The following is a 21,610-nucleotide window of genomic DNA, read 5'->3' as shown; positions in this document are numbered from 1 at the left end:
GTCAATACGTGTGGTCCCTGATGATCCTCCAGCCCTCCGGCTGCCTCGCCCAGAGCAGCGCGAAGGCCCCTTTCAAGGTATCTGCCTGGCGGTGCAGCGCCCAAGTACCCGAAAGCCAGGCATGGTCCGCGCCAGCGGGCACCACCTCGTGGATTCCGAATTGCAGATCGCCCATGTGCTCCGGCGTGGGGTAAGAGCGCATGTAGTTCTCCATGACCTGCTGCTTGCCGCAGGTATTGCCCCTGGGGCTGTGGAAGCAGATGCTATCGGAATAGGCCGTCATGAAGCCGGGGATGTCACCACGGTCCCAGGCCGCTTCCTGTTCAGCCATCAGTGATCGGATCGAGGCCTCATCGGAGGGCCTGAAGCCAACCCCGCATGAAGAGAGCAACAGCACGTAGAGGAGCGCGCGCATGCCTGCGAAGAAAAGCAAAAGGCCATCCGCCTTTCGGGGATGGCCTTGTAGCGCGGGGGACGCGACGGTTTGCATGGCGATGCAGTGGTCTGCATGGGTACCAACGCCTCGCCAGTGCTGGGGGAATGCAAAGTTGGACGGGCACTTCAGAAGGGTTCGGGAAGAGGGTCTTTGAGCGGATTTTGGAGCAATGTTGGATTTGGGGCCAGCATCGGGCTCATCGGAACGTTGCGGTGAAACTAACACCATATACCATGGGCAAGACATACAAGAAGACCTACGGCCCCGCCTCCATCAGGTTGGTTGGGCGATACGTTCAGGGGCGGATCCACCTCCTGCTAGCATTCAACTATGGCTTTCGTGCAATGGAGGTTGGAAGGTCCCCCCAATACCTCACCCTAAGGGTGACAACGGGACATGCCGTGGATGCAAGCGAGTGGGACATGACGGAGCAGGCATTCAGCGGCTCCTTCATGAAGAAAAAGAAGGACCAACTGGTCCAGATTACGGAAGGTGTTGCTGAACTGAGGGCGGAGGTCTGGAATACATTCAAGGCCCTCAGCAAGGAACTGGGGGGAAAGCCACACCCCGACCAGATACTCGCCCGCCTGAAGGTCGATACTGAGCAGATCACCCCCATCCCACTGGCGGACTACATCCGTGAGATCATCGCTGATCCAAACTTCTGCAACAACATTCGGACGAGACAGAAGTACTCAACCACCGCAGCGCTCTTGGACATGTTGCCAGTCATCCGATCCATGGCCAAGGATAAGACCCACCCGCTGTTCGGCTGGATCAAGGGCGAAGGAGAGGTCATGCTCGGAAATTTCACCCCTTTGGACTGGACCGATTTTAGCAACCTCATAGCCCGATCCACTGAATATCTCCCCTACGCCGACCCCAAGGACATGAAAAGTACCGACGCGTGGAAATGGGCCGTGGACGAACAGCCATCTCGGTACTCGGTCAACACGTTGGAGAAGTACCAGCAGCAGATAAAGACGACTCTGAACCATGCCATCGAAAACAAACGGATCAAGTCCATAGACACAACTTCGTTCGTATCGGCCAGTCGGGAGCACACGGTCAAGCCCTACTTGACCGCTGAAGAGCTTTCCCATCTAGTCCTGACGAAGCTGGACAAGCCACACTTGGAGAACTGCCGCCAGTTGATGGTTCTTCAGGGTTTCACGGGGGTGGACATAACGGACTTGCGGCAGGTGCTCACAAAAGACATTCAATGGTTCAAAGGCAAGACCTTCGATTTTACAGCCATCCGAATGGTCCGCACAAAGCCCCCGATGAACGAGATGGTCATCCCGTTGTTCACCCCAGCGCTGGACGTTCTGAAAGGCGTGCGGCCTGTAATGCCTCCCGACGACCAGACGCACAACCGCCACATCAAGGAGGTTGCTCTGGCCATGGGTTTCAACAGGCTGTACGACCAAATCGAGGTAAAGGTCCGTGGGAAAAAGAGCAAAAAAGAACAAAACTCCCTGCCTCTACACTCGGTTTTATCCAGTCATGATTTCAGGCGCACGACCAAGCAATGGGCTGAGGAGGACATGGGTATTGCCCGCGACCTTGTGTGCCAGATGATGGGTCATAAACTACCCGACAAGTCCGCTGATCGCGCGTATTTGAATCGCCCCTTGGAAAAGAAGGCGGAACTGCTGGTCATCCAAGCGATGGCCATGGCGGATGAAGTGTTTCCTGGCATCGACTTAATCAACGTGCGCTTTCGTGAACCAGAGCGCAGAAGGGCGTGACATGTTGTTCCCGCGCGTACATAGAAAAGCGTGAACGATCGGTACTTAGACCTTGGGTTTTTCTCAACATTTCGACATGTCCTGTGGAATAATCGAGTTGGCACGACCAACTTCATGCACTTAGTTTTGCGTTGAGCGCCGAAGAAGAGGGGAACCTAGTTGGCGCTTCTAGGACAAGGGCACATACAAGTGATCGGGCCTAATGGATGTCAGCATGGGACATAGATGAGCTATCAACTGCTTTAAGCAAGTTACCCCCCACACGAGCAAAGCGCATACATGCCCTTGCTCTTGACATGGCACGCGACGCCATGGAAGTGCAGGAAATATCCGCACTTCGCCAACAAGTCGCAGACCTCCATAAAAAGGTCGAAACACCAACACCGAAGTACGGTAAGCTCCACTCTAGCTGTGAGGCGTGGAGCTACATAGCGGTGAGCGAACGGACATTTCGCGACTACGTTGGTGCCCGCCTCGTCAAGCCTGTAAATCCCGATGCCCTGAAGGGTGAGCATTACCGCTTCAGCAAGGCCGCGTTGGATGAATTCCTGATGCTGCCATCGGGAACTGTGCGTACAGCCGTGGCGATGTACCGCAGAAGGAAAGAACGGGAGCGCGAAAAGTCAAAGAGCGAGAGAACTACGGAATCGCCTCCGAAGCGACCGCCTGAGTGATTCCGATCGTACCAGCGCATGCCGCCCTGCCGCCCTATTGCAAGGGTTGGAATGCCCTCGATTTCCCTGCGAAGTCGCCCACGCATTTGCACTTCCACCCTGTTCGAGATCGCCGTTGTCGTAGTGGGACACTCCCCACAAAGTTGATGAGGCCAAGCCTCCAGAAGTCTTCGTATGTCCAACTAACCCAAAAGCAAGTAGCATGAAACAGATTGACCGCAGTACAGTAAGAGATCTAGGTGGCCTCCTCGTGAACGGAGGCTACATGATAACAGCGAATCCATGTACCGATGAAGGTGCAGAACAGCTATGCCAGGATGTTGTGAAAATGGCAGCCACCATCCCACACGACGGCGTGATCGTAGTAGAAAGAATGCAACAAAGAGGTAGCGCAGTGATAGATCGGGCGCATGTGCATTGGCTCATGGCGAAAGAGAAGAAGGAGGTCGAGCGTATTGCGGACGAACTGCGAGAAAAGGGATTGAATGTCAAGATCACTCCTGTCTGGGGTGCAGAGGGCCTGTGCTTCTACCTCGGCAAGGATGTGAACGCCAGATGCTACCTGATGAAGGAAGAATATCAAACAGGAGGGGGTGCCCCGCCCGTTGCCCATAAGGGGCAGACGGCGGGTGCGCCCCTTCAAAAAGAACCAGAGCATGCTGCTGGTGTCCATCGCTTGTGGTGAGGCTGCGATTCGCCCATATATGGGGGGGCTTCCAATTCCCTCCCGACCCTTTGCATGGACCTACATGACCCCTTCCGACCTCGGCCTTCAAATGTGTCACTAGTCTTCGCATCGAAGCGTGGCGGGCATATCCAAGACCTGCGACGCGGCATTCGCATGCTATTGACGCGCTACTATCCAGCCGAGGTCGCACTCAGGATGTCAGCACTGACCTACAACTACCTCTTTGCTCACAATAGAAGGGACAAGTGCATCCTTGTCACCGCCGAAGGAGCCATGTTCGGCGAGGCGGTCCTGATCGACCTATTCGCGCACCTTTCTCAGCATAATGGTCAGTTGCGCACTCCCTTGGCCACATATGAGGTGGCCATTGAAGGAGTGGTGGATGCTCAACGGTTGCACGCCGTGACCGCGCACTACTTCTGGATCAGCAGTCTTTTCGAGCGCCATCTACGAAGGAATAACGAACGTTTCCTGCTGAACTGACGTTGCATAGCTTTGCCACCCATGCGCTGGTTCTGCATCATCCTTGCCCTCTATGTATTCGCCCTCAGCGTTCAACCTTGCACTGACGCTCAGGTAGCAAACCACGAGACGTGCGCAGTTCAAACCGAGGGGGACCAGCATGAGCACATGGACTTGTGCAGCCCGTTCTGCACATGCACATGTTGCGCAGGCGTCACTTTGGTCGTGATCGATCATTCGCCTCGCGTGCCACCAGTAGGCTCACTGGCCTATAATGACGGCACTGCATTCGTGCTTTCAATGCCGCGCATTCCCGTGTGGCAACCTCCCCAAGCTTGAGTTAAGGGCCTCGGCCCTTTCGCGTGGCCTATTGTGGCCATGCAGACGTGCGTTCCGCGCGTTGTCCTTTTCTCTCAGGTTCTCATTCCCATTCACGCATTCCGCATGCTTGATCGCATCATTCACTTCTCCGTGACCAACAAGCTGATCACGGGGCTTCTCCTGCTCGCGATGGTCGGTTGGGGCGTCTACAGCGCCGCCCACCTACCCATCGACGCATTACCCGACGTGACGAACAACCAAGTGCAGGTGATCACCACCGCACCGAATCTCGCCACGCAGGAGGTGGAGAAGTTCATCACCTATCCACTGGAACTTCAATTCAAGAACCTGCAAGGATTGGTCGAACTCCGAAGCATCAGTCGAAGCGGGCTGTCCGTGATTACGATCGTTTTCGAGGACGACATGCCTGTTCCTCTCACCCGTCAATGGGTTGCCGAACGGCTAAAACTGGCAGAGGAGGACATCCCTCTAGAATACGGCAGGCCGAGTATGCTCCCTCCTACTACGGGTCTTGGCGAGATCTTCCAGTACACGCTTGCCATCGACAGCACTCATCGGGATCAATATGACATCATGGAGTTGCGCACCATCCAAGACTGGATCGTTCGGCGACAATTGCTGGGCGTACAGGGTGTGGTGGACGTGAGCAGCTTCGGTGGCAAACTGAAACAGTACGAGATAGCCGTTGATCCAGTGCGTTTGGCCAGCATGGACCTCACGTTGCTGGATGTGTACGATGCTCTATCAGCGAACAATGCCAATACGGGTGGCAGTTATATCGAGAAAGGCGCAGGCCTTTACTACATCCGATCCGAAGGTCTGTTGACCTCGTTGGACCAGATCGCCGACCTCAGCATACGTAGCAGCCGTGGTGTGCCCGTCCGTATTCGCGACGTGGCAAAGGTCCAGTTCGGTTATGCCCCGCGATTTGGTGTGCTCACACGCAATGGCGAGGGTGAAACCGTTGGCGGCGTCGTGCTCATGACCAAGGGCGAGAACGCCATGGAAGTGATCGGTAGAGTGAAGGAGCGCATAGAGCAGATCCAGCAAAGCCTGCCCGAAGGCGTGCGCGTGGACGTCTTCGTTGATCGATCCAGACTTATCTCACGTACCATCGGGACTGTCGAGGAGAACCTGTTGATCGGAGCCGCGATCGTGATCGGGATCCTAGTCCTGATGCTAGGCCAAATTAGAGCGGGATTGATCGTGGCATCGGTGATCCCGTTGTCCATGCTCTTCGCCATCAGCCTCATGAGCCTATTCGGGGTTAGCGCCAACCTCATGAGCATGGGCGCTTTGGACTTCGGCCTGATCGTGGACGGAGCAGTGATCGTAGTTGAAAGCACGCTCTTCCTTCTGCATGCGAGCTATGCCAACAAGACACTATCGCGCAACGAAATGGACAAGGAGGTGATCGGAACAAGTTCGCGTATCATGCGCAGCGCTGTCTTCGGTCAGGTGATCATTCTCATAGTATACGTGCCCATTTTCGCGCTCACGGGCATTGAAGGGAAGATGTTCAAGCCCATGGCGCTCACGGTGAGCTTCGCGATCATCGGCGCACTCCTGCTCAGTCTCACATACGTACCACTCATGAGTTCGCTCTTCCTCGATAGGAAGGTAAAAGCTCATGAGACATTCAGCGATCGACTGGTCTCTCGGTTGCACCGCATGGTCGAACCTCTGCTGAAGCAAGCCCTGAAGCGCACTGGCGTGGTCATTGCCGCCTCTATCGCTCTGCTCGTTGGTGCGTTCATGGTCTTCAACTCTCTTGGTGGTGAGTTCATCCCCGAACTGGACGAAGGTGACTTCGCCATCAACTATACCATCCGCCAAGGGAGCAGCCTTCAGCACACCATGCGCGTAGGCCAGCAGTTGGAGAGCATCCTCGTCAAGGAATTCCCAGAAGTGGTCGAGGTGGTCAGCAAAGTTGGATCAAGTGAAATTCCGACCGATCCCATGCCTATTGAAAGCGCCGACCTGATAGTGGTATTGAAGGATCATGATGAATGGACTACTGCGCACAACAAAGAGGATCTCGCAGAGAAGATGGAAGAGAAGATGAGCGCGATACCTGGGGTCAACCTCAGCTTCGAGCAACCCATCCAGATGCGTTTCAATGAACTCATCGCTGGCGTGAAGAGCGACCTCGCAATCAAGATCTACGGGGACGACCTCGACCTGCTATTCAAGAAGGGAAATGAAGTAGCGGCGCTTGTGAGTACCGTGGATGGCGCACAGGACGTGAAGGTGGAACAGATCACGGGCATGCCCCAATTGGTGGTACGGCCCGATCGTACACGTCTCGCCCAATACGGTGTGACCGTGGAAGAACTGAACCGCATCCTGAACACCGCGCTAGCGGGTGGCAAAGCGGGCATTGTGTATGAAGGAGAGCGCAGGTTCGACCTCGTTGTGCGCTTGGCCAACTACCGTGACGCGGATGCTGACAAGGTGAAGGACATCCGAATCCCTTTGCCGAACGGATCACAGGTACCGATCAGCGATGTGGCCAAAGTGGAGTTCCTGAGCGCACCCGCACAGGTGAGTCGCGATAACGGCGAACGCAGGATCGTGGTGGAAGCGAACGTTCGCGGGCGTGATATCCAGAGTGTGGCAATGGACATATCCCAAACCCTGAACGACAAGCTGGACTTGCCCAGCGGCTATTACATCGAATACGGCGGCACATTCAAAAACTTGCAGGAAGCGAAGGCCCGTCTTGGGGTGGCCCTGCCTGTGGCACTTCTGTTGATCCTGCTTCTGCTGTTCCTCGCTTTTGGATCCATCAGGGAGGCGCTCATCATCTTCAGTGCTGTACCCTTAGCGGCCGTTGGAGGTGTGCTGGCACTCTGGATCCGCGGTATGTCCTTCAGCATCAGCGCTGGCATTGGCTTCATCGCATTATTCGGTGTGGCGGTGCTCAATGGCATTGTCCTGATCAGCTATTTCAACCGCGAAGAAGAGGAAGGCGATACGGACATCACGCACCGCATACTTCGAGGCGTGAAGGAGCGCTTGCGTCCCGTGCTGGCTACGGCAGCAGTGGCATCCCTCGGGTTCCTGCCCATGGCGTTCAATACGTCTATTGGCAGTGAAGTACAGCGACCATTGGCCACCGTGGTCATCGGCGGGCTCATAACATGCACGCTGCTTACGCTCTTCGTGCTACCCGTGCTCTACAAACGCTACGGCTCAGGGCGGAAGAAGAAGATCCGTCCTCCCCAATTAGGTGCCGTTGTTGCCTTTCTCGCATTGATCTCCGTTGGCGGTGAAGCGAAGGCCCAGACGCCTTCACTCACCTTGGAGCAAGCCGTATCGCTGGCCTTGCAGGAACATCCTCTCGTTAATGCTGCGTATGGCGTGGTGGAACGCGAGCAGGCATTGAAGGGCAATGCCTTCATGCTGGAACCGCTGGATGTGCAATATCAGCGTGGTCAGATCAACACCAGCGTGGACGACTATAACCTGCAAGTGAGCACGGGCATCGCATCGCCCAATGTGATCGCTCAGCGATCGGCCACCCTTCGCCAGCGGATCGCACTTGCCCAAAGTCGCGCCGCGCTTACCGAGGCTCAGGTCCGCAGAGAGGTTTCGTTGGCCTACGTAGGGCTGCAAGCGGCCGAGCAACAAGCGGCCACCTATGCCAAGTTGGACAGCATTTACAGCGACCTCTCACGGTATGCAGAACGCAATGTGCAAGTGGGCGAAAGTCCGCCCGTTGAGGGATTGAGCGCACAAGCTCGCTGGCAACAGGTGAAGCTCGATCGATCACGGGCAGATGCGAACGTATACGCGGCAAAGGCACTGTTGCAAGCATGGATCGGTGCAGCGACGGACCCAAGCGTGGGCGCACTCATTGCACTTCCTGAACCCATTTTGGATACGGCGCTCATCAGTGCAAATCCCGAATTGAGCGCCCTCAACGAAGAGGTCAAGCTCAGCGAAGCTGAACTGAAATTGCAGCGCAACTCATGGGCACCCGCCCTGCGCTTCGGGGCGTTCAATCAAAGTCTCGATCTGGTCACGCCTTTCTGGGGTTGGATGGTCGGTGCCTCGTTCCCGCTCTTCAAAACGGGACGGGGCAACACGACCCGTGCGGTGGAGATCGACACACGTATTGCCGCCGATCAACGCGATGCAGCCGATCGCAGCATCACGGCACAGGTCGCTTCCGAAATGCAGGAATACATGCAACGGAAACGCGAAGCCAGTTACTACCGAGATCAGGGGGCCGCGCTGGCCGATGCGCTCCTGAACAACGCCACCAAACTCTACCAGAGCGGAGCTATCGGCTACTTCGAGTACGTGCAGACCGTTGACCAAGCATATCGCCTCTACGTAGGCCAAAGCGATGCACTGCTCGCCTTGAACTCTTCCATTCTTCAACTCAACTACCTCACGGGGCGCTAAGCCCTTCAAACGAACCATCATGAACAACATGTTCATCCATCGCATCATGTCACGGCTTCCCCTCGTGGCATTGCTCATCCTGTTCCTGTCCGCGTGTGGCGATTCGGGGAACACGCCAGAAGTGGGAGAAGAAGGCCAACATCATGACGAAGAGCATGAAGGAGCCGAGGTCGAATTGACGCCTACACAGATCGAGGCCATCGGGCTGGAAACCGCAGGATTGGAGCGCAAGACATTGAGCGGCACGCTGAAGGTGAACGGTCGCCTCATGCTGCCACCGCAGGACCAAGCCCAAGTGGGTACCCTCATGGGCGGGACCATCACGCGCATCCTCGTCACCGAAGGACAGACAGTGCAGAAAGGACAAGTGCTCGCAGAACTAGCCAGTACGGAATTCCTCCAACTGCAACAGGACTATCTGGAGAGCGCCGCCCAGTTGGTGGTGAAGCGGGCCGACTTCAACCGTCAACGCGATCTACGAACGGATAACATCAACGCCGAGCGCACCTTGCAACAGGCCCAGAGCGACCTGCTCAGTGCAGAGGCACGTCAAATGGCCATGGCCGAGAAACTGAAACTCTTTGGTGTAGATCCAGAGGGCTTCACGGCAGGTGCCATCCGCAGTTCATTCGCGGTACGGGCTCCGATACCTGGCAGTTTGCATACCATCGCCATCACCACTGGCCAGTATGCCGAGCCGAACAAACCGCTCTTCGATATTACCGACAACCGTGCATTACACATCGACCTCACCGTATTCGAGCAAGACTTGGCACAGGTACGCGAAGGCCAGAAGGTGAGCTTCACCATCGCCAACGACGCACATTCATCGCATGAAGCGGAGATATACGGGGTGAACCGATCCTTCGAGGAAGGACAGCAGGCCGTGGTCGCTCATGCACGCATGAAGGACATCGACGATCATTTGTTGCCAGGCATGTTCATTGACGCGCGTATTCAGGTGAAAAGTGACAGTGCGCTGGCTGTGCCGAACGATGCCATCGTGAGCAACGGCGACGACCACTTCATCTTCGTGCAGCATGAGGAAAACGCTTTCAAGCAAGTGCAAGTGCGCATTGGTGTAAGTGATCAGGGATATACCGCTGTAACGCCCTTCGAGCAGCTTGCTACCGATGCCAAAGTGGTGGTCTCAGGGGCCTACTACCTCCTCAGTGAATTGACCAAGGGAAGTGGCGAGCACCACCATTGAACCGCACCTGATATGATGAAGGACAAGAAGTTCCTGTTGCTACTAGCGGCCGTCGCGGTGGTGATCACCCTCGAAGTGCTATCACTCATGGGCATCGACCTGCCGATGCCATGGGCACCCATCCTGTTCGGCGCATTCGTATTGGCCGTAGGCTGGCAGGTGCTCTGGAAAGGACTGAAAGCAATGATCGCGCTGCGGTTCAGCAGCATCAACCTGCTCATGGTGATCGCTGTGATCGGGGCCTTCTACCTCGGCGAGTATCCCGAAGCGGCCGTGGTGATCACGCTCTACGTGCTCGGCGAAAAGCTCGAAGACATCGGCATCGAGCAGAGCAAAAGTGCGCTGGACAAGCTCGTGAGCAGCATGCCAAAGACGGTGCTTGTGAAAGGAACATCCCAGCCCGTTCCCATTGATCAAGTACCTCTGGGCAGCGTGCTCTTGGTGAAGTCGGGCGAGATGATCCCGTTGGATGGCGTCGTGGTGGATGGTCACAGCAGCGTGGACGAATCGACCATAACAGGCGAGCCATTGCCGAAGGACAAACGTGCCGATGACAAGGTGTTCGGTGGCACTTTGAACAAGCAGGGGGTATTGGAGATCCGCACCACGCGCACGAACAGCGATACTACGCTTTCACGTATCGTTCAACTCACTTTCCAAGCCCAGACGAACCGCAGCGTCACCCAACAGTTCATCGAGCGTTTCGCGCGTATCTACACACCATGCGTATTAATCATTGCACTAGGCTTGGTAGTGGTGCCCGTGCTCGTCATGGGGCTGCCTTTCGATGTATGGTTGAAACAGGCCATCACCGTGCTGGTGATCGCCTGCCCATGCGCATTGGTGATCAGCACGCCCGTGGCGATCTACAGTGCCATTGGCAATGCTGGTGGCCGAGGTGTGGTGATCAAGGGCGGCAAATACCTTGAATCGCTGGCTGCATTGAAGGTGGTGGGCCTCGACAAGACGCGCACAATCACCTTCGGCCAACCGATCGCCGAGGATGTGATCACTTTCGGGGACACCACCATGGAGGAGCTTCTCGCATGTGCTGCGGGCGCGGAAGCCTTCAGCGAGCATCCACTGGCACAGGCTATCGTGGACCGAGCCAAAGCGGAAGGATTCGAGCCTCACAGAGTGAGAGATTTTCAAAGCACCATGGGCAAGGGCCTGCAAGCCGAGTGCATGGTGTGCGATCACGACGATATCCTCATCGGCAAGCTGGAATTCATCACCGAGAACCGCAAGGCGCAACCCGAAGCGGTGAAAGCTGTGGAGGAATTGCAAGCGCAAGGCAAGACCGCCGTTGTGGTCAGTTTCACAGATCAGGTAGCGGGTGTGATTGGCATCGCCGACAAGATCAAACCAGACAGCGCAGCGGCGATCGCGTCCATGAAAGCGATTGGCGTGGAGCCTGTCATGCTCACTGGCGACAACCAACAAGCCGCCGAGCACGTCGCAGCACAGGTGGGCATCACCAAGGTTTTCGGTGGACTGCTACCCGAGGACAAGGCTACACGCATTGCAGACCTGCAACGAACGACTGGACCAGCTGCACACGTAGGCGACGGGGTGAACGACGCGCCTGCATTGGCCACCGCGACCGTCGGCATTGCCATGGGTGCATTGGGCAGCGACACCGCCATTGAAACGGCTGGCGTGGCGCTCATGAACGATGACCTTCGACTCATCCCCTACCTCATCCAACTCTCCCGCGCTACCTTGAAGCGCATCCGTTTCAATACGGGGATGGCGATTATCGTAAAGGCCATCTTCCTCGCACTGGCCTTCTTCGGCAAGAGTAATCTTGTTTTGGCCATTGCTGCGGACGTAGGAGTTACGCTGCTCGTCATCATGACCAGTTTGCAGTTGATGCGGTGGACAACTCGCTTAAGGAACTGACAAATAGCGAACATCACAATCAATGCTGCCGTTCGTTCCTTTGAACAATATGCGCCCCCTACTCCTCATCACCACCCTCATCGCCAGCGCATCGGCCAACGCCCAAAGTGGTGCGGAGGGGCTACGCATCCAATTGGAACGCATCCATGACCTCGACCAGAACGACCGCCATAACGTAGGCGGCTTCCTCGGAGCGCAAAAGGACAGCGTGGTCGCTCACATGATCCTTCACGATTCATTGAACCTCATTCGCGTTACCGCTATCATCGACAGCGCGGGCTGGCTGGGCGCGGATGTGATCGGCCAGAAGGCCAACCAAGCACTGTTCTTGGTGATCCAGCATGCGGACGCGAAGCCTGAGATACAAGCGCAGTACCTTCCGCTCATGCGCGATGCAGTGCGGGAAGGCAAAGCAAACTCATGGGAACTGGCGCTGTTGGAAGACCGTGTCAGGGTGAATCACGGCCAACTCCAGATCTACGGCTCACAGATCGGGTGGAAGGACAACAAACCCTACATCCAGCCCATCGAGGATGAGGAGCATGTGAACGAACGCCGCGCCGCCGTGCGGTTGGAACCCTTGGAGAAGTACGCCGAGCGCTTCGACCTGCACTGGTCCCCACCCGTGAAGCAGGAGCGCGTGCTATTGCTCGGGCCGACAAAACACTGAACAACGATGAACCCTCCTGTGCTGGGCCTCCGTGCGAACTGGCGACAGTTCAGCCTGCTTGTCGTCGTGAACGCGTTCGTCGGTGCCATGGTCGGGTTGGAACGCACCGTGCTTCCCATTCTCGCAGAACAGGAGTTCGGCATTGCGTCATATGCAGCGGCACTTTCGTTCATCATGGCCTTCGGCGTTTCCAAGGCAGCCGCGAACTACTTCACGGGACGACTGGCCCGCCGTTTCGGACGTAAGCGCTTACTCGTAACGGGATGGCTGCTCGCGTTGCCTGTGCCCCTCATGCTCATCTATGCGCAAACATGGCATTGGGTCGTTGCGGCGAACATCCTGCTAGGTATCCACCAAGGGTTCGCGTGGAGCAGTACCGTGGTCATGAAGATGGACCTCGTGGGCGAGAAGGACCGTGGCTTGGCCATGGGCTTGAACGAATTCGCGGGCTACCTCGCCGTGGCAGCCATGGCCTTCCTCACAGGGCTGCTGGCCGCGAACTATGGACCACGGCCATTGCCCTTTGAGGTTGGAATTGGCGTAGCGGTGATCGGGCTGCTCCTTTCGGTGATGTGGGTGAAGGACACAACGCAGCATGTGAGCGTCGAATCGGCCAAGAGCGTTGTGCCATTATTGGAACGGCCCTTCATGGACACGAGCTTGCGACATCGTGTGCTGGGCACTGTGACACAAGCGGGCTTGGTGAACAACCTGAACGACGGCATGCTTTGGGGGCTGCTGCCTGTGTTGCTTGACAACAAAGGGTATGATGCCCAAGGCATCGGTGCGATAGCTGCGGTCTATCCTGCCGTTTGGGGTCTGGGCCAGTTGGCCACTGGCAAGCTCGCCGATCACGTCGATCGCAAGTTCATGCTCGTGGTGGGTATGGTGCTGCAAGGAACAGCCATTCTCCTGCTGCCATACATCGGAACGCAGAGCGCGTACATCATGCTGAGCGCTGCGCTGGGGCTTGGCACCGCATTGGTGTACCCCACCTTCCTCGCCACCATTGCCGCGCATACACATCCGACACAACGCGCCGAAAGCCTCGGCATCTTCCGTCTCTGGCGTGATCTGGGCTATGCGATCGGTGCGCTCCTTACGGGCCTCATCGCCGATCGCTTCGGGTTGTCGGCCTCGATACTGTCCATCGGTGGTGTCACGGTGCTCTCTGGCGTAATCGTCTGGTTGCGGATGCCTGCGGAGCGGCGTTGCTTGGAACCGCTCGACCTGAAACGCTGGCTTGGTAGACCTGACGTACGTATCGTGGACGTTCGTTCGCCCGAGGAGTATGCCAATGGCCACCTACCCCAAGCAATGAACATCCCCATTGAGCGCCTTTTGCAACACGCTCATGACTGGTCACGACGCGAACGCATCGTTACTGTATGCGCCAAGGGCGGCGGTCGATCAGCACAAGCCGCGCAAGTTCTACGTGACATGGACTTCGGTAGAACGTGGTGGTTGTGCGGAGGCACGCTGGGTTGGCGCTGACGGAGCATGAAACCGTTGAGGATACACGATGAAGAGCGAGCCGAACATCTTCCGTCATGCAACAAGCGAACTGAGCCAAGATGCGTTCTTGGCGTGGCTTTGCGAATGGGCTGACGAAGCCCATACCTACCACCCAAGTGGAATGCATGCGGTTGGGAGGGCTTTCATCGCGTGGTTGTATGCGAAGAAAGGATGGTCATTACCCAATTACAACAAGGCCGAGGTCAGGCTTCAGTACCTGCACATTGACGTGTTGGTGAAGCTCACCACACCAGATGGTGAAGTGCATCATCTGCTCATTGAAGACAAGACCTACACCAGCGATCATTCGGAGCAGATCAACGGCTACCTCCGTTCATTGAAGGAGAAGGAATACATCGAGGACCCATCGCGCGTCCTGCCTGTTTATTTTAAGTCCTCGTTAGAGCCTAGAAAGAGCGATGGGCACTTGCGGTTGTATCTGACCGACATCGTGGACTTTATTTCATCGCTTGACAAATCAGGCGTTCAAAGCGAAGTATTCCACTCCTGGTGCGAGATGCGCACTGAGGCACATCTGGCGCATGAGCGATTCCGCTCGCTCCCTGTGCGCGAGTGGAAGGATGACCAGTGGTACGGTTGCTTTGATCACATGGCGCGACAACCTGTTCTCGCGACCCTGAGCGCTGGCTACGGATACGTCCACTTGGGCAATTTCATTGGCTTCTGGATCGGCTGGGTGGGGGAACCAGAGGATTGGTGCACATACTTACAAGTCGATGCCTACCGCTCAAGGCCGCCAGCATTGACGTTTCGTATTGCAGCCCCTAAGAATGACTTTGTGGGCCCCGCCTTCATGAAAGGAACCTTCAACTCACTTCAGGCAGCCGCCAGTTCCATGGGTAAGCGCATACTTTATCCGAAGTGGGCTCGAATCGGTGGAAAGTCTTCGCGCTACGCTGTTCTGGATGAACCATTCATGGCACAAGGAGAGGATGGCACATTCGATGAGAGCTTTATGACCAGTCAGCTTTTGGCTTGTCATGAGTTGCTTGTCCGAGCCCCTATAGCGCACATGCTATAACTGATTGGCGATCCGACACGTTCACTTCGTTCGGGCAATTGCCTGAAGGCGTTGAACATCCTCTTCACGCACAATTCCGACCCAAGCATTTGCGATCGCGGCATTGGAGCCGAGGACTACAACAACAAAGGCGTTCAATTCGTGCTCGGATTCGACCAAGCATGCTCTTGCGGTAAGTATGTCCTGTTGCGATGGATGAGGTTGTTCCTGTGGATGAGTATGCCACTCACCAATAAAGTGGAGTCCTTTGCTGAACTGTTTCATGATCACGTCCCGTTGGTGAGCAAGGGATGGACGGAAGGCAAAGCGGGATCTAAAGTCGAAGGGTGAAGGTGTAGTCACATAATCAACGCTAATAAGACCATCTGCGAACCTTGCGAACAACATTCCGCCTGCCTCCTTCGAGTTCGCCTTTGCTTGGCCAAATTTCGAGAGCACTCCTACAACTTCTGGCGTGAAACGGAGGACCGTACGGTTCGGCAGAGCGAAGTCCTGCAATGGCGCGTTCTTGAGGGCTTTCTTACCTAGAAACATAGCCCGCACGTTTCAATCGGAGGCATCGTGCGTTCATGAACACAGCCGAAAGATGCAACGGCCAAGCGTTCCACCCACTCCTCAGTTGGTGACAAGGCATGCAGTTCAAAACGCGATTGAGCACCTGTCCAGGTGCGAAGCGTCGAAGTCCGTTCTCTACCAAGCAACACGTCCACAGCATGTGCCGCTGCCAGTGCGACCGTAGGAAGCATGTCAGTTGCACCGTAGGGCTGATAGAAGCCAGCGCAACTAGCCTCCTTGTGGGGCTCAACGCCGCTCGGATCGACAACCGCTTGGGAAAAATGTCCGCTTGCGGAGAAATAGCAATTCAGGCACCCCCCCTGTGCGGGAGCGACATGGAACGAGTGGCCAGCAACAGCATGGGGTTCGAGCCAAGTAAACAGCAATGGAGGTGCACCACTGGTGTATGTACGCCAGTAGTTCAAGGCATACTCCACTGGCCAATCACCCGTCGCCGAAATAACAATGTCCGCGTCTTTCAGTACCTCAGGTCGATCCCTCAGAACTAACTCCACTTTTTTGGGTATTGCCACCAGCTTCACTTGCGGGTTCTCTACACCAAGTGTTGCCTTCAGAGCCACCGCTTTGTTTTTGCCGATATGGGCGGCGCCAAGAACATGTCGTCCAGTATTCTGCCAGCCAAGTGCATCGTCATCAACAAGCGTCAGTTGTCCCACGCTTGCTCTAGCCAGCATCTGAGCCAAGTATCCTCCAAGCGAGCCGCAGCCAACAAGCACGACCTTCTTATCGGACAAGTCAAAGCCATCGCCCGATCTAGTGATCACTGCTTGTGGGGTTACAGGACGCAGCAAAATCCGTTGGATTTGCGGCGAGCGTTGTTCAATCAGGGTCCAAGGAACTGTTTGCGTTGTTCTGAACCCACCCTTCCTCGGAAGAGAATCAGCCGCGCCCTGTACACCTATCACCGCGTCCTTCATCTCTCCTGCAACAACAACCCGAAGAGGAAGGACGAGGTATTCCTTGCTTCTCCTAACGTTTCGCCTCAGCTTCGTGGATAACGCTGGGTCCTTGTCAAGGAGCAAAGCGTGCAAGCCCTTGAGGTCGCGGGGGAAATCCACGGGCAACATCTCTTTGTCGATGTCGATCCGATAGGTCTGTGTAGCCTCGTCAAAAGTGCGCCCCGTGTTGTTGCACCAACTATCCACACTGTCCTTGTCATCTCCCAGAACGATCTCTCGATTGTTCTTACGGCACCACGGGTCTTCTGGCAGCCCATTGCGGCAAAGCATCACCGCATCGGGAGGCTTAGGATCGGAAGAAGGCCAGTAGCTGTTGAACTCCTCAGCAAAGTCGCGCGGAGAGGCGTTGGCAAGAAGACCACGGGCATCGGAAAGAGCACTTTCTACCAATGGAACGGCATGCTCTACACCGTGAACGGTGTTGGTCGAACTGAGACAGAGCTTGCCGCTATGCTCGACGTGAGGCACCTTCCCCCAGAACTCCTCAGCATTCTTAACGAGAACGACAGGATCTTGAACGGGAAAGTCTTCTGGCAGGCACAGATAAACCGCAACACGAGTAGCACCTACCTCAAGCTCAAGTTCCCACGCACGGGAGTACGAAGGAAGTCTTAGTGCGCGTGCATCAATATGGGCATCGGATATCCAATCAGCAACCCTTGCCGATGCATGTTCATGTTTGGCCCGTGAAGGACTAGTCACTACGCCCACCTCGTAGCCGTAGCTTTCTCAAAGGGCTTATTCGGTGCAGAGGAAGCGATGGAACCTGAATCGTCACCGCTGTCAAAATCGTCGAAGAACGCATCAGACTGGAACACCCAATCCCAAGCCTCTCTCGCAGATTTCTTGTTGCACTGGGGATTGTCAGTGATGGCCAAGTGATCAAGCGCCTCACCAACATGGAGTCTGAGCTGCTGCATGTTGCCATCGTCAAGTCCTTTGGTCAAAGGATCCTGCGGCATCTGTTGTGCTCGATTGAGCACCACCAACGAAGTCGAAAGTCGAACGCGCAGGTTCTTGAGCAAGATGTGGAACGCTTCATCATCTCGCTCGAAGGAATGGTTGAGACACTCTTCGGCCAGCATCATCAGCTTCAAACCACTGGGCATGTCCCACGCATCCCCGCGACTTGTCGCAAAGCGCTTCAACAAGCGAACAAGACGTCGAAGTTGTTTACCAGCGTCCGAGCGCAGCAGGTTCAGTGCTTCAACCCTACCGTTGAACCAGTTGTTGATTTGAGTAGGATCGGACAATCTCCATTTATTTCCTGTCGCCGCCAGTTCAAGCTTCCCAGAGGTCGTTCCATCGTTCGTCCAGCGGAAGCAAGGGACGTCAACATGGTGCCCTTCATTGTAGAACACACGAACGCAATTGTGATGAACCTCTGGCTGCTTCTTGAATCGGGCATCCTGCAAGGCATGGCAAACAATTCGTTGTAGCTCGATCGGCACAAGCTCTCGTTCGCCGCTCCCCTCCTTGACGATAAGTTCAGACGCATGGAACCAGACGCCATCATCAATGTCGTAGTTCATATCAGCGGCTTGAATAGCGGTCCAGATAGTAACCGACCCTTGCGGAATGAAATGGTTCTCCCCGAGGGTATACGTGCCCCCAAGGTTCGCGATCAAGCGATCTCGGTTTGCCTTTCGCTTGTCAAGCAAGTCCCTACGGGCGTTGTCCGAGATGCGGACTTTCTCATTCTGGTATGCCCTAATCTGCTTATCGTAGTCGAACATGGGAGGCAGTGTTATGATTTGCGCACAGTGAGCACCTTGGCATACTCAGCCCAATTGACCGCTGGAACACTGCCTACGATCTGAAGGCGTCCTAGCAGTCTGAAAAGGAAATGCATCAAGGCCGTCTCTTGGTTACTTATCGTGATGGTCCCAGCAGTAAAGGTGTCGAAGGAGCAACCTTTCACCGCCAGACCGCAATTCAAGATGCCGTCACCCGCGAGGGGGAGCAATGCCTTTGCCAACCCCTTCGCCGTTTGCAGGGTAAGTGTCGCCTCTAGGGCAACAATACCAGCGATGATGTCGATCTGGGGTTTGGGCTTCATCGGGACATCTCCATTCATGTACCCAACTGAAGTTCGCTTCATTCTTCGGACGGAAGCGGCCTTTTCAGATGCGTATGCGAGCATTGGGCCATTGAGGTCCTGCTTGACCTCGAAGACCGCATAGACCGCTTCCGCAGGCACATAGGCAAAACTCTTTTGGTCAAGCAACGTCGGCGTAAAATGGCGATCGAAAATCACCACATCGATTGCATCACTGGTTCTCCCCGCACTGTCGATAATGATAGCGGATTCAACGCAATACCTCTGGGGTAGGTAGCGTCGCAGGGTATCAATAACATGCTTCTCGGAAACTTCCCCCTTGCGCGTGGGGTGCGTGATGCTGAATCGTGCGCGTTCTAGCTCAGCGCGTAGCACACTTTGATCATGGATAAACGCATCCCGTAGAAAACGCCGTCCATGACCTGATACTCGCTTTTTTGGGGTGGTTGCCATAAAATCCGTCGATCCTGTGCTGTCAAGTCTATCAGAAAAAGATTGCAGTTCCAACACCAAAGGAATCCTCTAGGAGTTGCACACTCTAAGCCTTGGGACGTTACGTTGTGACGGGCGCTGTGGAAGCTCCCAAATTCAACTAAGTGCTTACACGGCCCGAGCATAGGTCGGGTGGAGGTATACATCGGCAGCCTCCAATTCCTTTAGCACGCTACGCTTCCAACCTCCTCCACGGTCGTATGGGATGCGCACTATGCCATTCAGGTCCGAGGGCCACTCGATGTGAACTCCATCCTCCTGCATTATGATGATCTTCTTTCGACCAACTCTGCTTATGAAATAGCCGAGTTCGAGGATGACATTCTGACGAGCCCTGAGCACCATCTGGTTCGCTCCTCGGATACCTCCTTCATCATCAGCGGTCATTAGAACGATTGCGAAGTCACACTCCTCCGCGCAGTTCAGGAACTTCTCGATAACGGTAGCACCTGAGCTTGTTCGGTCTTCAAGCACTTCATAGTCCATCTTCAGCTTACCGAGCATGGAAGTGATGGCATTGCGCACATCCACATTCCGCCCATGCACCACAAAGATCCTTGGATGGTGGCTGAGCAGCCGATGGATGAAATGGCGAATGCCACGTTGAACCTTGCTATGATGGCGCTCCTCAGCTTCGTCATCGAGAAAGAAAGTGCCGATCTCCTTGACCAATTCGTTCATTCGATCAAGCTCCCTCTGGTACTCAGCTTCATTCGGATACCGCTGCTCGCTGATGTGTTTACCCACGGTGCCTAGGTATTCCTTGAATCGCTTCTTCGCCCCGTCATAATAGGGCAGCATGTATACCTCGTCAGCGATGCGTCTAAGTTGCTTTCTGGAGATCATGGCAGTAGCTCGAAGGTGAAGATATCCGCTACTCAGCGGCTTCCGCCTGTCGCCTCTCCCGTTCGGCACGGTACTGCGCACGATTCTCGGCTTGTAGGCGGACCTTCTCGTCCCAGGCACTTATCACTTCGCGAAGACAGGTCATTAGATTTTCGGCTCCTCCCATTGGTGAGGGTCCACCACCATATGTCCATGGACTAAGCCCGTTCTGAGTTTCAATCAAGTTGAGCACAGCCGTAATGTCATTCAAGGTTCGCTCCACGAACTCAGGCCTTATCTGTGGCGGATTCTTTGTGAACCATTCCTCGGCGTTCCAGTGACCGAGATACTTGTCGCGTGCATGACGCAAAGGGGCTAAACCGCTCTTGTACTTGCTCACTACCGTAGCTAGTTCCTTCTTCTGGTCATCGGTCAGGTTTGACGTGTGGTCTTCCAGCCAAAAGGGGAAGCTCACGCTATCGGGCTTGCGCGTACGATCATTCGGCACGGAATCAGAATAACCGCACACCCCCACGATCACTTCCTTCCACATGCTATTGGCCGCTACAGACCAGAAATGTGGAATGGTTGCATTCACCACACCCAATGCCTCCTGCTTCTGGTCAAGCATTGTGCGTAGCTCACGCCAGACCATGTGCAAGTGATGCAACTGGTGCCAGAAGTGGTGATAGTATGCCCCCTTCTCTTGGCCCAGCACGGCCTTCCATTCTGCCTTTAGGTCATCTTCCGTTCGTTGCGTCATAGTGTGTTCAATCAATTGGACCGACAGCGATTCACTTCACGAAACCATTCGAAGTGCTCAATGCCGATACCCCCAGTATCCGTTGGAACTCATCGGCCATGGCGTTCAACGCGACCAGCCACCTGCTTCGGACAAATTCATCCATGTCCTTCTTTAGTTCTTTCTCTAAATCAGGATCGCCAGCTTCGGGAAGCGCAAAGCATCGGGCCTCGTATTCCTTAGTCGAAGTGAGGAGACCATTGATGGTCGCAGCTTCCTTATCGGTGAAGTAGAGCGTGTTGGCCAGAATTGTGCAATGGAGATTGGTCATCATCCGCTGCAACTTCATGATGAGACGCTCCCGCTCCTCAACTGCGCGAATGCCTCTCAAGCGAGAGGCCACCTCAGGGAAACGCATCATATACTTGGTCATGTCATAGTACACGGCACGAATGGCTTGCGCACGCTGCTCTTGCAGTTGCCTAACTGCCGAGGTGTCGCGTTCCAATACTGCCTTGAACTCTTCCAACTTCCGATCGCGACCATGCTCGATCCAGACCTTAAAGAGAAATCCGATCGCGCCTGTTACTCCCGCGTTGGCCAAGAGATAATGCCACCACTCCATTGCTTTTCTTTTGGTGCTCATGTTTGACTGTTCGAAAGTAGCTTCGACAACAGCACAGGGATGCGCTTACAGCGATTCGCAAATCTGAAAAGGTCAAGGTCATGCGCGACTTCACCCAGATCGAACCGTTAGCACTGTCTCGACTAAGGCCAATTCGCGTCAAAATCAATTTCGTGGCATACTTTCAGCAAGCACGACAGCGCCACCATGCCCCGCGATCACGCACC

The 21,610-nt window shown here is 55.3% G+C and carries 18 protein-coding genes; 10 read left to right on the top strand and 8 right to left on the bottom strand.

Annotation, left to right across the window (positions count from 1 at the left end):
- Position 1: 1 nt before the first annotated feature.
- Complete coding sequence (locus IPM12_11415; protein ID MBK9148408.1) at positions 2–415, bottom strand: nuclear transport factor 2 family protein; 414 nt, start codon at positions 413–415, stop codon at positions 2–4.
- A gap of 254 nt (positions 416–669) precedes the next feature.
- Between IPM12_11415 and IPM12_11410 the strand changes: the two genes are divergently transcribed.
- From IPM12_11410 to IPM12_11365, 10 genes are all read left to right on the top strand, one after another.
- Entirely contained in the window at positions 670–2,187 is a 1,518-nt protein-coding gene (locus IPM12_11410; protein ID MBK9148407.1) for a hypothetical protein, read from the top strand.
- A gap of 296 nt (positions 2,188–2,483) precedes the next feature.
- Entirely contained in the window at positions 2,484–2,861 is a 378-nt protein-coding gene (locus IPM12_11405) for a hypothetical protein (protein MBK9148406.1), read from the top strand.
- A 202-nt stretch (positions 2,862–3,063) separates the two neighbouring features.
- The gene (locus IPM12_11400; GenBank protein MBK9148405.1) at positions 3,064–3,546 is read left to right on the top strand and encodes a hypothetical protein; all 483 of its coding nucleotides are present in this window, start codon (positions 3,064–3,066) and stop codon (positions 3,544–3,546) included.
- Positions 3,547–3,744: 198 nt separating this feature from the next.
- The gene (locus IPM12_11395; GenBank protein MBK9148404.1) at positions 3,745–4,032 is read left to right on the top strand and encodes a hypothetical protein; all 288 of its coding nucleotides are present in this window, start codon (positions 3,745–3,747) and stop codon (positions 4,030–4,032) included.
- A gap of 423 nt (positions 4,033–4,455) precedes the next feature.
- Positions 4,456–8,766, top strand: a complete 4,311-nt coding sequence (locus IPM12_11390; GenBank protein ID MBK9148403.1) for a CusA/CzcA family heavy metal efflux RND transporter — start codon at positions 4,456–4,458, stop codon at positions 8,764–8,766.
- A gap of 46 nt (positions 8,767–8,812) precedes the next feature.
- A complete protein-coding gene (locus IPM12_11385; GenBank protein MBK9148402.1) occupies positions 8,813–9,976 on the top strand; it encodes an efflux RND transporter periplasmic adaptor subunit in 1,164 nt (387 codons plus the stop codon).
- Between the two features lie 12 nt (positions 9,977–9,988).
- Positions 9,989–11,878 carry a cation-translocating P-type ATPase gene (locus IPM12_11380; GenBank protein MBK9148401.1) on the top strand — a complete coding sequence of 630 codons (1,890 nt, stop codon included), beginning with the start codon at positions 9,989–9,991 and terminating at the stop codon, positions 11,876–11,878.
- Positions 11,879–11,927: 49 nt separating this feature from the next.
- Positions 11,928–12,548 carry a hypothetical protein gene (locus IPM12_11375; GenBank protein MBK9148400.1) on the top strand — a complete coding sequence of 207 codons (621 nt, stop codon included), beginning with the start codon at positions 11,928–11,930 and terminating at the stop codon, positions 12,546–12,548.
- A gap of 6 nt (positions 12,549–12,554) precedes the next feature.
- On the top strand, positions 12,555–14,042 hold the full coding sequence (locus IPM12_11370; protein ID MBK9148399.1) for an MFS transporter: 1,488 nt from the start codon (positions 12,555–12,557) through the stop codon (positions 14,040–14,042).
- Between the two features lie 28 nt (positions 14,043–14,070).
- Complete coding sequence (locus IPM12_11365; GenBank protein ID MBK9148398.1) at positions 14,071–15,105, top strand: PD-(D/E)XK nuclease family protein; 1,035 nt, start codon at positions 14,071–14,073, stop codon at positions 15,103–15,105.
- 21 nt (positions 15,106–15,126) lie between these two features.
- Here IPM12_11365 and IPM12_11360 read toward each other — a convergent pair whose 3' ends face one another.
- From IPM12_11360 to IPM12_11330, 7 genes are all read right to left on the bottom strand, one after another.
- A complete protein-coding gene (locus IPM12_11360; GenBank protein ID MBK9148397.1) occupies positions 15,127–15,639 on the bottom strand; it encodes a Mov34/MPN/PAD-1 family protein in 513 nt (170 codons plus the stop codon).
- Positions 15,630–17,342, bottom strand: a complete 1,713-nt coding sequence (locus IPM12_11355) for a ThiF family adenylyltransferase (GenBank protein MBK9148396.1) — start codon at positions 17,340–17,342, stop codon at positions 15,630–15,632. Before IPM12_11355 ends, IPM12_11360 begins: the two co-directional genes overlap by 10 nt.
- Positions 17,342–18,376, bottom strand: a complete 1,035-nt coding sequence (locus IPM12_11350) for a hypothetical protein (protein ID MBK9148395.1) — start codon at positions 18,374–18,376, stop codon at positions 17,342–17,344. The genes IPM12_11355 and IPM12_11350 overlap by 1 nt, the downstream gene beginning before the upstream one ends.
- 11 nt (positions 18,377–18,387) lie before the next feature.
- Positions 18,388–19,206, bottom strand: a complete 819-nt coding sequence (locus IPM12_11345) for a hypothetical protein (protein ID MBK9148394.1) — start codon at positions 19,204–19,206, stop codon at positions 18,388–18,390.
- A gap of 93 nt (positions 19,207–19,299) precedes the next feature.
- Entirely contained in the window at positions 19,300–20,037 is a 738-nt protein-coding gene (locus IPM12_11340) for a nucleotide-binding protein (GenBank protein ID MBK9148393.1), read from the bottom strand.
- Positions 20,038–20,065: 28 nt separating this feature from the next.
- Positions 20,066–20,671, bottom strand: a complete 606-nt coding sequence (locus tag IPM12_11335) for a hypothetical protein (protein ID MBK9148392.1) — start codon at positions 20,669–20,671, stop codon at positions 20,066–20,068.
- A gap of 139 nt (positions 20,672–20,810) precedes the next feature.
- Positions 20,811–21,404 (bottom strand): hypothetical protein, encoded by a 594-nt coding sequence (locus tag IPM12_11330; protein ID MBK9148391.1) that lies wholly within the window; start codon positions 21,402–21,404, stop codon positions 20,811–20,813.
- Between the last annotated feature and the right edge of the window lie 206 nt (positions 21,405–21,610).

This window comes from Flavobacteriales bacterium (assembly GCA_016716605.1).
Taxonomy (GTDB): domain Bacteria; phylum Bacteroidota; class Bacteroidia; order Flavobacteriales_F; family PHOS-HE28; genus PHOS-HE28.
This window is presented reverse-complemented; position numbering and strand designations above follow the sequence as displayed.